Genomic DNA, 14,855 nt, shown 5'->3' with positions numbered 1-14,855 from the left:
TGTAGGGACAGGCGCATTATGCCCGGCCTCAGGCGAAGACGTCAGCGTCCTTGAGCAGCGCAGCCGCCTGGTCCTTGGCCGACAGCTTCGGCGCTTCGTCCAGTTGCCAGTCGATGCCCAGCGCCGGGTCATCCCAACGAATGCTGCGCTCGGAAGACGGGTCGTAGTAGTTGGTGGTCTTGTATAGAAATTCGGCGAACTCGCTCAGCACCACGAAGCCGTGAGCGAAACCTTCCGGTACCCACAGCTGGCGATGGTTTTCCGCCGACAGGCGCACCGCCACCGATTTACCGAAATGCGGCGAACTGCGACGGATGTCCACCGCCACATCAAGCACTTCACCCGCGGTCACGCGAACCAGTTTGCCCTGGGTGTTCTGCAACTGGTAATGCAGGCCACGCAGCACGCCTTTTTGCGAGCGCGAATGGTTGTCTTGCACAAATTGCGTATCCAGACCGGTGGCGTCCTGAAACGCTTTGGCATTGAAACTCTCGTAGAAAAAACCGCGCTCGTCGCCGAACACCTTGGGTTCGATGATCAGAACACCGGGCAGATCGGTGGTGATGACATTCATGAGGATTTCCATAGACAGGTGTGAATGGCCGACATTCTTGCGCAAAGTGCTGCAGGGCGCGAGCGTTCGGTTTGAATTGGGCCGTTCAGTCACGCTGGGGGTTGCGTAACCGCCAAGGCAATGGCGATATAAGCGCCTAATAAAATTTCAGGGGTCGTTTCATGCCGCTCGCCACGTTGATTCATCGCGCCAGTTTGCCCGGTCCGCAGGTTTCAGAGGCGCAGGCGCTGCAATGGCTGGCCGAATATTACGGACTTGGCGGCACGTTGCAGGCGCTGGGCAGCCAGCAGGATCTGAATTACCGCGTCGACAGCGCAAATGGGCGCTTTGTGCTGAAAGTCTGTCGTGGCGATTACGCTCTTGTGGAGCTGCAAGCCCAGCACGCAGGCCTCAATTATCTGGCCGAGCACTCGGCGATCAAGGTGCCGCGCGTCATCGCAGCCAATAACGGTGCGGATCTGTTGTCGTTGCAAGCCAATGGCGAAACGGTGCATGTGCGGTTGTTGGAGTACATCGACGGGCAGCCGTTGACCGATTTCGATCATCTTGGCCAGGACGTGGTTGCCGGGTTTGGCCGACTCTGTGGCGAGATGGATCTGGCGCTCGCAGGCTTCGATCACCCGGGCCTTGAACGCACCTTGCAGTGGGACGCGCGTCACGCCAACGCTTTGATCAGTCATCTGTTGCCGGTGATCTCGGACGTGCAGCAGCGTGCGGTGATGAGCGCTGCCGCCGAGCAGGCCGAGCGCCGTTTGCAGCCGCTGCTGGACAAGCTGCCGGTGCAGGCGATTCACATGGATATCACCGATGACAACGTCGTCTGGGCGCGTGATGCCCAGCGGCATTGGCAATTGCAGGGGGTGATCGACTTCGGTGATCTGGTGCGCACCTGGCGCATCACTGATTTGTCCGTGACCTGTGCGGCTTTGCTGCATCACGCCGATGGCGATCCGTTTGTCATCCTGCCGGCGGTCAAGGCGTATCACGCGGTCAATCCGTTGCAGTACGCAGAACTGCAAGCGCTGTGGCCCTTGATCGTGGCGCGGGCGGCGGTGCTGGTGCTCAGTGGCGAGCAACAGGTGAGCATCGATCCCGCCAATACTTATAGCCGCGACAATCTCAGCCACGAGTGGGAAATCTTCCGCGTCGCGACCTCGGTGCCACTGGAGCTGATGGAAGCGGCGATTCTCACCGCCGTGGGACAGACCGTGCCGGAGGCTGAAAACACAGAATTTGCACCATTGTTGCCCGGGCTGGTCGGGCGTGAATTTGCGCTGATCGATCTGGGCGTGTTGAGTCCGCATTTCGAAGCGGGCAATTGGGAGCAGCCGGGCATTGATCAGCGCTTGCTGACAGAAGCAGCAGCGGTCCATGGGCTGGCGGCGACGCGTTATGGCCAGTACCGCTTGTCACGCACCCGCCCGGACAGTGCGACTGAACCGGATACGTTCCCGTTGCATGTCGAATTGCGTGTGCCGACCGGAAGCGAGGTGCAAGCACCGTTCCCCGGCGTTCTGAATCAAGCGGCAAACGGGGCGCTGCAACTCGATGGCCCGCAGTTCAGCGTTCGCCTGTGGGGCGTGACGCCAGTTCTTGGCCATGACGCGGCACTGGATCGAGGCCAGAAGCTCGGTACGGTCACGGGCCCGCTGCTAGTGCAGATGTGCCGGGGAGCAGAACTCGACGCGCCGCTGTTCTGCACGCCGTCCCGTGCATCCGCATGGCAGGCGGTGTGCCCGTCACCGGCGACTTTGCTCGGGCTGGCCTGCGACGCCGAGCCTGAGCTGGACGCGCAAACCCTGCTCGAACGCCGCGATGCCAGTTTCGCCCGCACGCAAAAACACTATTACGTTGACCCGCCACGTATTGAACGCGGCTGGCGCAATCACCTGATCGACATGCACGGCCGATCCTATCTGGACATGCTCAACAACGTCGCGGTTCTCGGCCATGGTCACCCTCGGATGGCGGCGGTCGCGGCGCGGCAGTGGTCATTGCTCAATACCAATTCGCGCTTCAACTATGCGGCGGTCGCCGAGTTTTCCGAGCGCTTGCTCAAGCTGGCGCCGAAGGGCATGGATCGCGTGTTCCTGGTCAACAGCGGCAGCGAGGCCAATGACCTGGCGATTCGTCTGGCCTGGGCTTTCAGCGGCGGGCGCGACATGATCAGCGTGCTCGAGGCGTATCACGGCTGGACGATCGGTGCCGATGCGGTATCGACGTCGATTGCCGACAACCCGAGGGCGCTGGAAAGTCGCCCGGACTGGGTGCATCCGGTGCCGGCGCCGAACACTTATCGGGGAGAATTCCGTGGCGCGGATTCGGCGCCGGATTACGTGCGCAGCGTCGAACATCACCTGCAAAAACTGGCCGAGCAAAAGCGGCAACTGGCCGGTTTCATCTGCGAGCCGGTCTACGGTAATGCCGGGGGTATTTCTTTACCGCCGGGCTATCTGCCGCAGGTGTATGAAAAGGTCCGCGCGCAGGGCGGGGTGTGCATCGCTGACGAAGTGCAGGTCGGTTACGGGCGCATGGGCCATTTTTTCTGGGGCTTCGAAGAGCAGGACGTAGTGCCGGACATCATCACCATGGCCAAAGGCATGGGTAACGGTCAGCCACTTGGCGCGGTGATCACCCGCCGGGAAATCGCCGAGGCGCTGGAGGCCGAAGGTTATTTCTTCTCGTCGGCGGGCGGCAGTCCGGTCAGTTGCCAGATCGGCATGGCGGTGCTGGATGTGATGGAGGAGGAAAAGCTCTGGGAAAACGCCCAGGTCGTCGGCGGTTACTTCAAGGCGCGCCTGGAAGCGTTAATCGATAAACATCCGCTGGTCGGCGCGGTACACGGCTCCGGGTTTTATCTGGGGCTGGAGCTGATCCGCAATCGGCAGACGCTGGAACCGGCAACCGCCGAGACAGCGTTGCTGTGTGATCGCCTGCGCGAGTTGGGGATCTTCATGCAGCCGACGGGCGATGACTTGAACATCCTCAAGATCAAGCCACCGATGGTGACGTCGCGCCAGAGCGTGGATTTCTTCGTCGAAATGCTGGATCGGGTGTTGAGCGAAGGCCTGTAAGCAAGGCACATCCCCTGTGGGAGCGAGCCTGCTCGCGAAAGCTGTGTATCAGTCGCCACATGCGGTGACTGACACAGCGCATTCGCGAGCAGGCTCGCTCCCACATTTGTTTTCGGTCTTAAGTTCGATTTCTATCGATTTAATTAGCGTTAAAGCGAAGAGATTAATGATTTATAGCTTTTAAAGCCGATATTTATCGGTTATAAATTCGCCATTGCTCCGGCATGGCGATCTCTTGTCCGGTGCGCGCGTTTTCTTTTCGGTTGAATTCTTCGACCGTCAAAGCACTAGCCCGGAGATGATTCATGAGCCGTATCGTTACCGTCGCCGCCACGCAGATGGCCTGTTCGTGGGACCTGGAAGCCAACCTCGAAACCGCTGAAAGACTGGTCCGTGAAGCCGCCGGCAAAGGCGCGCAGATCATCCTCATCCAGGAACTGTTCGAGGCACCGTACTTCTGCCAGAAGCCCAATCCGGATTACCTGCAACTGGCAACGACGGTTGAAGAAAACGTCGCCATCAAGCATTTCCGGAAAATTGCCAAAGAGCTGCAAGTGGTGCTGCCGATCAGCTTCTACGAACTGGCCGGGCGTGCACGCTTCAACAGCATCGCGATCATCGACGCCGACGGCAGCAACCTCGGGATTTATCGTAAAAGCCACATTCCGGACGGCCCGGGCTATCACGAGAAGTATTACTTCAACCCGGGCGACACCGGCTTCAAGGTGTGGAATACCCGTTACGCGAAAATCGGCGTCGGCATCTGCTGGGACCAGTGGTTCCCGGAAGCGGCGCGCAGCATGGCCCTGCAAGGCGCGGAAATTCTCTTTTATCCAACCGCGATCGGCAGCGAGCCGCACGACAAGACCATTTCTTCGCGCGACCACTGGCAGCGAGTGCAGCAGGGCCATGCCGGCGCCAACCTGATGCCGCTGGTTGCCAGCAACCGCATCGGCAATGAAGAGCAGGACGGCTACGACATCACCTTCTATGGCTCTTCGTTCATCGCCAACCAGTTCGGCGAAAAAGTGCAGGAGCTGAATAAAACCGAAGAAGGTATTCTTGTGCACACGTTCAACCTCGACGAGCTGGAACATATTCGCAGCGCGTGGGGTTCATTCCGCGACCGCCGGCCGAATCTGTACGGCGCGTTGAAAACCCTCGACGGTTTCCTGGAGTCCTGATGACCACATTGAAAAGTACCCCGCGCGCCGACGGCTTCTACATGCCGGCCGAGTGGGCGCCACAAACCCAGACCTGGATGATCTGGCCCGAGCGCCCGGACAACTGGCGTCTGGGTGGCAAACCGGCGCAGGCCGCGCACGCCACAGTGGCCAAAGCCATCGCCCGCTTCGAGCCGGTGACCGTTGCCGTCTCCGCCGGCCAATACGAAAACGCCCGCGCGCGCCTCGATGTGCCGAATATCCGCGTGGTGGAAATGTCCAGCGACGATGCCTGGGTTCGTGACAGCGGCCCGACCTTCGTTATCAATAACCATGGCGAAGTGCGGGGTGTGAACTGGGATTTCAACGCCTGGGGCGGTTTCGATGGCGGCCTGTATGCACCGTGGAACCGTGATTCGCAGGTCGGCGGCAAGATCCTCGAGATCGAACGCAGTCCACGTTACCGCACCGAAGGTTTCGTGCTCGAAGGCGGTTCGATCCATGTCGATGGCGAAGGCACGCTGATCACCACTGAAGAATGCCTGCTCAACCGCAATCGCAACCCGCACCTGAGCCGCGAAGAAATCGAAGCCGTACTCAGCGACAACCTGTCTGTGGACAAGATCATCTGGCTGCCGGATGGCTTGTTCAATGATGAAACCGACGGCCATGTGGATAACTTCTGCTGTTACGTGCGTCCGAGCGAAGTGTTGCTGGCGTGGACCGATGATCCGCAGGATCCGAACTACCCGCGCTGCCAGGCCGCAATGAAAGTGCTGCAAAGCAGCACCGACGCCAAGGGCCGCCCGTTCACGGTGCACAAAATGCCGATTCCGGGGCCGCTCTATGCGACCGAAGAAGAATGCGCCGGGGTCGATCCGGTGGACGGTTCGCAGGAGCGCAACCCTTCCGTGCGCCTGGCCGGCTCCTACGTGAACTTCCTGATCGTCAACGGCGGCATCATCGCGCCGAGCTTCGACGACCCGATGGATGCCCCGGCCAGGGAAATTCTGCAGAAGCTGTTCCCGCAGCACGAAGTGGTGATGGTGCCGGGCCGTGAACTGTTACTGGGTGGCGGCAATATTCACTGCCTTACCCAACAGCAGCCAGCGCCGCACAAAGAGTGAGTTGAGTCGTAACAGCTTGAGTTGATTAACAAATCAGTCAGGCAATGATTAGCTCGCTACCCATGAAAGCAAGCCCGCAGCCCGTCAGGACCGCGGGCTTGTTTGTATCCGCCGGTCCACATTCGAGTCGCCTTGGCATAGCTCTTGTATTGCTCCTGATGCACTAGGGAGGGAGGGGAACTTCAACAGTTCTGTCACAAACCTTGGATAACGTAGCCGCTCACGAACGGGGAGAGAGCGCTGAAATGAACGCCGAAGTGAACGTAATCAGCGAGCGGACTGTGCATCCCATGGCCGTCAACGGCGAATCGCTCCAGCTTGTCGCGCACTGGTTGAAGTCCAATGGAACGCGTCAGATCAGAGAACCTGATCCGCGCCGGATGATGATCGAGCGTTACCCCGCTGGCCTGTTCAGCGAGGCCGAGCTGGAAGCCTTGTGGGATGTGATGGAAGGATAGGAACAACAGGGATTGGTCAAAAAGCGCTGCCGGGATGGCGGCGCTTTTTTTGGCCTGATTTTTATCCACAGGCATTCAAAGGTGGGAGCGAGCCTGCTCGCGATGACGTCAGCCCTGCCAATGACTTTATGCGCGTTCGCGAGCAGGCTCGCTCCCACAGTTCAGAACTCCCTGCTTAACCTCATTTTTCTGCAACCGCCCAGCAAAAAAATTACGTTTCTTAGACGTTTTTCGCCTATTTAAAGACGATTCTTGAAATTGACACACAGTTCAGGGCGCGGCTACGATTCGGCCCAACGCCTGTGGCTAACCGCCATGACTCAAAATAAGGAGCAGGCCCGCCAGGACGTTACGTCGGCGGGCTTTTTTGTTTCGGGGTGAATACAAGAGTGCAGAAAGCGCCGTTTCAGCCGTTCGACACAGCGCGTTTCAACCCGTAATAAGGAAAACAAAATGTTGAACAAGCGAATCAGTCTGATCGCACTGGGGATGTTGAGTGCTACACAGGCCATGGCTAACGACCAGGCCGAATCCAAGGGTTTCGTTGAAGACAGCAGCCTTAAAGTGCTGTTGCGCAACGCCTACATCAATCGTGATTACAAAGACGGTAACAAGGACAAGGCCGAATGGGGCCAAGCGGCCATCGGTACGTTCTCGTCGGGCTTCACCCAAGGCACCGTTGGTGTCGGCGTGGACGCTTTCGGTCTGTACGCATTGCGCTTGGACGGCGGCAAGGGCCGTAGCGGCGCCGGCGGCATCGACTTCTTCAAACAGGAAAATGACGGTCGTGCGAACCACGACATCGCCAAGGGCGGTGCTGCGGTCAAGTTTCGTGTTTCCAACACCGTGTTGACCTATGGCGACCAGATGCCGGCCCTGCCGGTGCTGAGCTACGACAACGTGCGTCTGCTGCCGGAAAGCTACACCGGTACTTTGGTCACTTCCCGTGAAATCGAAGGCCTGGAATTGAACGCCGGTCGTTTCACCGCCGAATCGCGCAAAAGCGATGAAGGCCGCGACAGCGGCGGTCTGAAGTCGATCAACGTGTTGGGCGGCAGCTATCAGTTCACCGAACACTTCAAAGGCGCGCTGTATGCGTCCGACGTTGAGGACGTCTTGAAGAAACAGTACGTGAATGCCAACTATGTGATTCCGTTCAACAAGGATCAGTCGCTGACCCTGGATTTCAACGGTTATCGCACCAAGCTGGACAGCTCGTACGTACGCGAAAACACCGTACCGGGCGAAAGCATCGTCACCGGTCGCGACAACAAGATCTGGAGCCTGGCAGCCACCTTCGCCACCGGCCCGCACTCGTTCACCGTGGCGCATCAGCGTTCTACTGGCGACAGCAACCTCGGTTACGCCTATGGTGGCTACCAGAAAGATCAGGGCCGTGTCGGCGACGGTGGTAACTCCATCTATCTGGCCAACTCCTACTGGTCTGACTTCAACGCCGAAGACGAACGCAGCTGGCAGCTGGGTTACGGTCTGGACTTTGGTTCGTTCGGCGTTCCGGGTCTGAGCTACAACTTCGCTTACGTGCGCGGCGACAACATCACCACGTCCACCAGCGAAGGCGGCACCGAGCGCGAAATCTTCAACCAGTTCAAGTACGTCGTGCAGAGTGGCCCGGCCAAAGACCTGAGCGTGAAGCTGCGCAGCTCGATCCTGCGGGTATCGCAGAAATCCAGCGAGTACAACGTCAGCGGTAACGAGCTGCGTGTATTCGTGGACTATCCGATCAACATCTTCTGATGATCGATCCGCTGTAAGAAAAATGAGAAAACCCCGATTCGTTCGGGGTTTTTTTTCGCCGGTTTTTCAGCGAAAACCGCAAATAACCGGTGTTCTTGTCATATAAAAGTCGTTTTTCAAGCGCTGCAGATTCCGTTTCAAGCAGTGCTTCAAATGCCTGAAATTCTTTCTCATGGACGCAAATTCTCCACCCAATAGATTAGGGCGTTCAACGCAGCGGAGAATTTGGTAATGATCGTTTTGAACAGAGAAGTGGGCGAATCGCTACGGCGCGACAAGTTTGTCAACGTCCAGGGTGGTGACTTCAATCTCTACGGTCATTTTGCCGACTTCGTCAGACTGACCAAAAGTTGGGAGAACATGGAGCCTGACAGCTATTACGGTCAGGCCGAAGCCGGCATGCGTTATCGTCGTTACAGCGACTTTGAATACAACCCGAAAACCCGCGAACTCAAGCAACTTGAGCATCGCGCTTATGTGCAATCGAAAGAGAACAACGCTTACGTCGGTGGCGTGGTGCGCCACTTCCAAGACTTTTCCGAAGAAGTGATCTCTTCCCCGGTGATGCGCAGCCTGATCGACACCGATTTCGAAGTGTACAAAAGTGTCCTGCCGGAAGAGTTGCACGATGAAATCTGGCAGTGCCAGATCCATCAGATCCGCATCGAGATCAAACCCGGCAAACAGCTGGAAATCACTCCTGAAGGTATTCATTGCGACGGCTATCCGTTCAGCGGTGTGCACTTCTGGGGCCGCAGTAACGTAGAGGGTGCCGAGAGTCGACTGTACGACATTCACGAGCATCAACTGGCGGCGACCACCTACGAGGAAATTCTCGATACCACCTTCTTCCTCGATCGCGACATGCGCCACTACGTGACCCCGGCGCGCAATACCCACACCCATGCCATGGCGTACCGGCAGATTCTGGCGATTTCCTTCTCGCGGCCCGGGACCGCTTTCGACATTGTTCGCTAATCAGATCACCCTAATCGACGGCGTCGAGTGCTCGACGCCAGTGGTACTGCGCCGCGCCACCGCCAAGGATGCGCAACGCATGGAGCGCTTCTTCCGCCAGTTCGACGAAGTGTCGTTCTGCGAATGGCAGGACGCCAAATGCCTGCGCGGCGTGTTGATCCAGAAAACCACCACGGCGTATCTGGCGTTCGATGTGGCTGGCGAGATCGTCGGCGCGGTGCTCGGCGGCATGCTCGGCAGTCGCGGCACGATCAATCATCTGGCCGTGAGCCCGCGCTACCGCAGCCAAGGCGTGGGCCAGCGTCTGGTTGAAGCAGCGTCGTCCGACATGAAACGGGTCGGGGTGCTGCGGATGTTTCTGTTCGTCGACGATGCTAACCTCGCGGGCAAGCGATTCTGGACTGCCCAGGGTTTTTGCGAGCCTCACGGCGAACGAACATTTGAGAGGGATCTATGAATGAAAGGTCCGGCAGCGCGCCGCTGATGGCGACTCATCAGCCGTCGCGCACGTTTGCCGAAGCCAGCCCGGTGGTCGCCGGGTATTTCACCGTGTCGTTTGTCTTCGGGCTGATGGCGGTCAACGCCGGCCTGCCGATGTGGCTGCCAGTAGCGATGTGCTTGTTCGTCTATGCCGGCGCTTCGCAGTTCGCCGCGCTGGCGCTGATCTCCAGCGGCGCCTCCCTGACCACCATTGTGCTGACCACTTTCCTGATCAATGCGCGGCACATGCTGATGTCGGTGTACATGGCCAAGGCGCTGCGCGCCCTTGGCTTGAGCCGCATGGAGCGTTGGGCTTACGCCGGTGGCCTGACGGATGAATCCTTCGCCTTTCATAGCGTCAAGCTCGGTACAGGCGCGCCGGTCAACGTGCGTTACCTGATCGGCTTCAACCTGTTCTGTCACACCTCGTGGGTGCTCGGCGGTTTGCTCGGTGCGGTCTGCGCGCAGTACGCGGCGCACTTGATCAAATATCAGCTCGACTACGCGCTGACGGCGATGATGCTCTACGTGCTGGTCTCGCTGTGCAACACGCGCAACAAACTGATTGCCGCCGCTGCCGCCGTGGTCTGCATGGGTGCGCTGAGCCTGATCGGCAGTTCGCCCTTCAACGTATTTATCGCCACGTTCGTGGGCTGCGGAGTGGGTGTATGCCTGACCAAACGTTCCTGATTCTGGTGGTGGTGCTGATGATGGCGGTGACATTCCTGCCGCGCGCCTTGCCACTGCAGATCAACACCGAACACTGGCCGCCCTTCGTGGCGCGGGCGCTGGAATATCTGCCGGTGGCGATCGTCGCTGCGATCAGCCTCACACCCCTGTTGATCAAGGACCGGCAGATCCAGCTCGATCGCCCGGAATTCTATGCTGCGATTCCGACGTTGCTATGTGCGTATTTCAGCAAAAACCTCTTTCTCAGTGTGGCGGTGGGGACGGCTGCGTACATTGCGCTCGGCTCGTTCATGTAGCGGCAGATCAACGACGTCGTTCAGCGCCTGGTGCGACAGCTCCGGATTGTTTACAGCCAGGCGCACTTCGAGGAAATCCTCGAAACCGGGAAAAATCGTCAGACCGTTCTTCTGCGCCGCTTCACGCGAGACCATGCCGACCGCATCCATCTGCGTGATCAACGACAGCGTCAGGGTTTCGCTGCAGGAATAGACCATGCGCTGGCCGTTCTCGTGATTGCCCAGCCCGGCGTCGAGAAACCGCAAGAAGCTGTGGGAATACGGACAATCTTCCGCAGGACGCACCTGAAACTTGTTGCCCAGCAAAGTCAGCGGATCGTTCTCCTGACCGCAATGCGCACCGACCACCTGCACCTGCACATCCGGCAGGACGATGCTCGGCAACCCCGGGCGCTGTGGGCCGATCAACACCGCCAGATCGAAGTCCTCATTCTTCAGCTTGCTGAGGTTTTCCATCGACTCGGCGTAGCTGAATTCCATCTGGTAATCAGGAAACACCTCGATCAGGCGACCGATCATGCGCCGGTTGAAATCAGGCGACAGCGTGTTGTTCAACGCCACCTTCAACGTGCGCTGCCCGGGCACCTTCAGCGCCTCGACCTTTTCTTCCATCTGTCGCGTGGCGATCAACACTTTGTCGATGTAAGGCGTGAGCTCCGTACCTTGCGGCGTCAGCGTCAGGCCCTTGTTGGAACGGCGAAACAAGCGGAAACCGAACTGCTCTTCGACCTTGTTCAACTGTGCGGCCAACGCCTGCACGGTCAGGCACGAATGCTCGGCTGCAGCCGACAACGAGCCGGTCTGCACGATGCGCATGAGGTTGCGTAAGGTTCTGCTATCCATGGGTAATGCCCTCTGAAGTGGGCTGGGTATTGTTGTTTACGAAACGACCGAAACGGCGCCATATGCCGGCTATATTCCTGCACCTGAGCATAGTTGTCGCGGATTTAGTAGCGAATTGATTTCCCCGCCGATGGCTGGAGGCTGACAGAGGATCGGGGTTTTTGGTGAAGTGGGGGTGATGAAGGTCAAAAAAGTGCGTGGTTTTGGTGCGCGGTGAGATTTTTTTCGAAGAGAAACAGCTTACATCTTCCTAGCTTTTTGCCTGCGTCATACGCAGATAGGTCTCAGGTAAAGTAACGATTCAGCTGATAGCGCCCAACAGTCAAAGGAGTTGAAATGGATGTCTGGCATGCGAGCCATGGTGGTAGATAACCACCTATCAACTTCGCATTGACCCACAAAGATCACTCCGAACACAATGCAGGGGTAGCGCTGATGTAGCTACAAAACCACGATGAGGTAATTGAAATGGCTGCACTACTGAAAACTACCGATGTGCGCTGCCGCATTGATGAGGATTTGAAAGCGCGTGCCACTGAAGTCTTGAACGCTTGCGGGCTGAGCATTAGCGACGCCATGCGACTTTTTCTGCGACAGGTTGTTGCTACTCAGGGGCTTCCCTTCGAGGTGCGAGTTCCATCGGAGAAGACGGCCCGCGCAATGATGGAAGCACGAGAAATCCGTCAGCGTTTCGACTCGATAGACGACATGCTAAGGAATGCTGATGGCGAAACAGGAGAAAACGCAAAAACGCGCTGATCGGCCTAAACAGTGTGCACAGACTTCTGAATTCAAGAAGTCTTGGGATCGTTTAGGGAGTCATTCAGAACTGTTTAAATAGCGCAGAAAAACATAAGCCGGCTTAACTCCGGCTTCTGAGCGTTTGATTATTACGATTCGTTCATTTGTGTATCAAAACGCTAAAAAATTACAGTTATGTACTAGTCTTCAGCTAAGACAAAAAATCAGGAGGCGTCTATGCCTACCTCATCCCCAGCTCTCACCCCACGCGAACAACTCGACGCCCCCGAAGCCGGTCGCGTCGCGCTGAAGTTCTTCTTTAACCTCATGGAGCGCTGGGGCTGCAGCGCTGAGCAGCAACGCACATTGCTGGGCGGTGTCGGTAACACCACCTTCTATAAATACAAACACCTGCCGAACGTACGTCTGCCTAACGATACCCTTGAGCGCATCTCTTATCTGATGGGCATTCACAAGGCGCTGAGCATCATCTTCAGCAATAGCCGTGAGCGCGCCTACAAGTGGGTCAGCAGCCCGAACACTGCGGCACCGTTCAATGGCAAAACCGCCCTGGATTACATGCTGGCGGGCCGAGTGGTCGATATCGCCGATGTGCGCCGCTACCTCGACGGAGTGCGCGGTTGAAAGCGCCGGCGCTGGTCGACGTGCCATGGCCACGCGCCTATCGCATCGTCAACAGCAGCTTCCCGCCGATTGCGCTGTTCGAAGACGTCCTCGACCCCGAGGACCTCGAAGTTGCCTACGCCATCGAAGCGCTGACCAATGATCGCCTGATCGAACAGGCCGGCGTCCTTGCCCGCGTACGTCCCGAAGATCGTCTGTCCGGCCCCGGTTCCAGCCCGGTGATGGCCGCGTTCACTCACGTCGGCAAACGCAGCCGTTTCAGTGACGGCACCTTCGGCGTCTATTACGCCGCCAGCAGCCAGGCTGCGGCCATCGCTGAAACCTGTTTTCACCAGGAACGCTTTCTCGCGGCGACCCAGGAAGCCGATCTCGAATTGACCATGCGTACTTACATCAATCAGGTGATCAAGCCGCTGCACGACGTTCGCCATGGCTTTGATCATCTGCATCAGCCTGATCCTGAGGCCTATGGCCCATCACAGCTGTTCGCGCGGCAACTGCGCGACGTCGAGTCGTGGGGCTTGCTCTATAGCAGCGTCCGGTTGCCTGGGCATGAATGCGTTGCGGCGTTTCGTCCGCCGGCGGTATCGATTCCGAAGCAGGGCAAGCACTTGCGCTATGTCTGGAGCGCAAGTGAGGGCAGAATTTCGTTTGTGTTCGAGGTCAGTCAGGTCTGAATTATCGCTTTGACTTCGTCGAGTGTTTTGACCGGAATGACGCCGGAAGGAATTCGCGAAGAGGGCGACAAGTTGTAAACGGCAAACTCTTTGCCGACGACTTTGTCGGACATGAGTTTCAGAGATGGAAGTATTCTGGAATGAAAATGCTGATCCAGACCGCACGGCGAGATAGAGCTTCCATCAGTCTCGTAAAAGCGCCCCGCGGACTGGTTCATATCCGCTCCCACCAAAATCACCTTTGAAAAGCCTGCGTGATAGGCAAGTTGGAGTGCGAGATACAAGACTGTGCGGGCATCAAAAAAACCATGGGCCAGGTTTTTGCTGAACCCGATACTGCGGTTTCGGCTACCCAGAACAGCGCGATTGCGTACGAGATCCTGGTTGTTGCGCAGTAGCCATTCAGTCAGGGTTGGTTTGGGCGCTTTCTTCAGAAGATAGAGATCACCTGTCGGTTCAACGGCCAGTTCCTGGGCCTGGCGAGCCCAGAGAGCTACTCGCTGACTGGTGCGCATCGCATAGGCAAACAAGTCAGGCTGTTGTATCGAAAAACTGGTGTCGGTGCATGCATAGAAGAACGGCTTTATGCCTGTTCCCATGAACATGGATATCGCACCGTTCACCGTGATCATCGGGATGTCGGCAAACTGTTCAATGGGAAAATCTTTCGCGGAGCTGCCCGAAACGATGATGAATGCAGCGCCGTGAGCGATATTTCGGCAGTCAGCAAAGTCCCTGACGTGGAGGGGAAGTGGGGAGGCATTTGGCGTTCTTGATGTCGAGTTCATCGATGGTCTCTAGGTCCATGTCATGCGTTCAGTCCGTTGTGCTGACGTGATGAAGCGAGATGACTCTTCCACAGCGCCGCGCTTTGTAAGTGAGTGTTGCGCTCGGCGTTAGTTCCCAGTTGGCTGCTGGGCAGCCCATGCGTTGGCCAAGAACGCTCCAGTGGCTGGCGGGTTATCTGGATAGATGCAGGAGGGAAGTCGGATATGTCCCCGCACCAAGGGACCTTGAGGAAGGCCGGCATGTTTTCGGCAGGCCTGAAATGCAAAAAGCCCTCGCATCAAGGAGGGCTTCGAATGGCGGTTTGCATCGATGCCTTTCTGGTGGCGAATCCATTACTTCACCACATCATCGATCAATGCCTTGCTTAGCTCGTGCAGATACTGCGAGGCATAAGCGCGGACTTTGCAGGATTGGGAGCAGGGGCGCAGGCAACCGACGGGTGCAGCGCAGACTCTCTTGCGGGTCGCAAGTCAGCATCCTGAGGCGTTGCGGGATTTGCATATTGCTTGATACCACTAAGGCCTTTGGCCTGACCTCTGCAATACAAAACGAAGCCCCTGCA

The 14,855-nt window shown here is 57.7% G+C and carries 16 protein-coding genes and 1 pseudogene; 13 read left to right on the top strand and 4 right to left on the bottom strand.

What is annotated here, in order from left to right; all coding sequences use genetic code 11:
- Window positions 1-28 precede the first annotated feature (28 nt).
- A complete protein-coding gene (gene rfbC, locus AC0Z5Z_RS07615) occupies window positions 29-574 on the bottom strand; it encodes a dTDP-4-dehydrorhamnose 3,5-epimerase (RefSeq protein ID WP_056787145.1) in 546 nt (181 codons plus the stop codon).
- A gap of 161 nt (window positions 575-735) precedes the next feature.
- On the opposite strand from rfbC, the gene AC0Z5Z_RS07610 reads away from it, so the two are divergent.
- The 9 genes from AC0Z5Z_RS07610 (at window position 736) to AC0Z5Z_RS07570 (ending at window position 10,598) form a co-directional block, all read left to right on the top strand.
- Window positions 736-3,648: an aminotransferase gene (locus AC0Z5Z_RS07610; protein ID WP_485610926.1), complete on the top strand. Its 2,913-nt coding sequence runs from the start codon at window positions 736-738 to the stop codon at window positions 3,646-3,648.
- A gap of 305 nt (window positions 3,649-3,953) precedes the next feature.
- Entirely contained in the window at window positions 3,954-4,832 is an 879-nt protein-coding gene (gene aguB, locus AC0Z5Z_RS07605; protein ID WP_485610925.1) for an N-carbamoylputrescine amidase, read from the top strand.
- A complete protein-coding gene (gene aguA / locus AC0Z5Z_RS07600; RefSeq protein ID WP_485610924.1) occupies window positions 4,832-5,938 on the top strand; it encodes an agmatine deiminase in 1,107 nt (368 codons plus the stop codon). Before aguB ends, aguA begins: the two co-directional genes overlap by 1 nt.
- Window positions 5,939-6,183: 245 nt before the next feature.
- A complete protein-coding gene (locus tag AC0Z5Z_RS07595) occupies window positions 6,184-6,396 on the top strand; it encodes a hypothetical protein (RefSeq protein WP_056787152.1) in 213 nt (70 codons plus the stop codon).
- A 453-nt stretch (window positions 6,397-6,849) separates the two neighbouring features.
- The gene (locus AC0Z5Z_RS07590; RefSeq protein ID WP_122699900.1) at window positions 6,850-8,154 is read left to right on the top strand and encodes an OprD family porin; all 1,305 of its coding nucleotides are present in this window, start codon (window positions 6,850-6,852) and stop codon (window positions 8,152-8,154) included.
- 231 nt (window positions 8,155-8,385) lie between these two features.
- Entirely contained in the window at window positions 8,386-9,132 is a 747-nt protein-coding gene (locus AC0Z5Z_RS07585; RefSeq protein WP_041477502.1) for a 2OG-Fe dioxygenase family protein, read from the top strand.
- A gap of 79 nt (window positions 9,133-9,211) precedes the next feature.
- Window positions 9,212-9,589, top strand: coding sequence for a GNAT family N-acetyltransferase (locus AC0Z5Z_RS07580; protein ID WP_008080517.1), 378 nt, complete (start codon window positions 9,212-9,214; stop codon window positions 9,587-9,589).
- Window positions 9,586-10,302, top strand: coding sequence for an AzlC family ABC transporter permease (locus AC0Z5Z_RS07575; RefSeq protein ID WP_016772152.1), 717 nt, complete (start codon window positions 9,586-9,588; stop codon window positions 10,300-10,302). Before AC0Z5Z_RS07580 ends, AC0Z5Z_RS07575 begins: the two co-directional genes overlap by 4 nt.
- The gene (locus tag AC0Z5Z_RS07570; RefSeq protein ID WP_024011198.1) at window positions 10,281-10,598 is read left to right on the top strand and encodes an AzlD domain-containing protein; all 318 of its coding nucleotides are present in this window, start codon (window positions 10,281-10,283) and stop codon (window positions 10,596-10,598) included. Before AC0Z5Z_RS07575 ends, AC0Z5Z_RS07570 begins: the two co-directional genes overlap by 22 nt.
- Here AC0Z5Z_RS07570 and AC0Z5Z_RS07565 read toward each other — a convergent pair.
- Entirely contained in the window at window positions 10,515-11,441 is a 927-nt protein-coding gene (locus AC0Z5Z_RS07565; RefSeq protein ID WP_016772151.1) for a LysR family transcriptional regulator, read from the bottom strand. The genes AC0Z5Z_RS07570 and AC0Z5Z_RS07565 overlap by 84 nt on opposite strands.
- 468 nt (window positions 11,442-11,909) lie before the next feature.
- On the opposite strand from AC0Z5Z_RS07565, the gene AC0Z5Z_RS07560 reads away from it, so the two are divergent.
- The 3 genes from AC0Z5Z_RS07560 (at window position 11,910) to AC0Z5Z_RS07550 (ending at window position 13,504) form a co-directional block, all read left to right on the top strand.
- Window positions 11,910-12,200 (top strand): type II toxin-antitoxin system RelB/DinJ family antitoxin, encoded by a 291-nt coding sequence (locus AC0Z5Z_RS07560; RefSeq protein ID WP_056787159.1) that lies wholly within the window; start codon window positions 11,910-11,912, stop codon window positions 12,198-12,200.
- 219 nt (window positions 12,201-12,419) lie between these two features.
- Complete coding sequence (locus tag AC0Z5Z_RS07555) at window positions 12,420-12,827, top strand: MbcA/ParS/Xre antitoxin family protein (RefSeq protein ID WP_150637943.1); 408 nt, start codon at window positions 12,420-12,422, stop codon at window positions 12,825-12,827.
- Window positions 12,828-12,838: 11 nt separating this feature from the next.
- Window positions 12,839-13,504 carry an RES family NAD+ phosphorylase gene (locus tag AC0Z5Z_RS07550; protein ID WP_095181167.1) on the top strand — a complete coding sequence of 222 codons (666 nt, stop codon included), beginning with the start codon at window positions 12,839-12,841 and terminating at the stop codon, window positions 13,502-13,504.
- On the opposite strand, the gene AC0Z5Z_RS07545 is transcribed toward AC0Z5Z_RS07550, so the two are convergent.
- Window positions 13,495-14,292, bottom strand: coding sequence for a lipopolysaccharide biosynthesis protein (locus AC0Z5Z_RS07545; protein ID WP_095181080.1), 798 nt, complete (start codon window positions 14,290-14,292; stop codon window positions 13,495-13,497). The genes AC0Z5Z_RS07550 and AC0Z5Z_RS07545 overlap by 10 nt on opposite strands.
- A gap of 333 nt (window positions 14,293-14,625) precedes the next feature.
- Window positions 14,626-14,670 (bottom strand): hypothetical protein, encoded by a 45-nt coding sequence (locus tag AC0Z5Z_RS07540; protein WP_236168269.1) that lies wholly within the window; start codon window positions 14,668-14,670, stop codon window positions 14,626-14,628.
- Between the two features lie 19 nt (window positions 14,671-14,689).
- Between AC0Z5Z_RS07540 and AC0Z5Z_RS07535 the strand changes: the two are divergent.
- A pseudogene (locus tag AC0Z5Z_RS07535) lies at window positions 14,690-14,803 on the top strand (helix-turn-helix domain-containing protein); the annotation flags it as partial.
- Window positions 14,804-14,855 lie beyond the last annotated feature (52 nt).

The organism is Pseudomonas sp. 1L-E-NC-VB-C3 (assembly GCF_057291535.1).
This window is presented reverse-complemented; position numbering and strand designations above follow the sequence as displayed.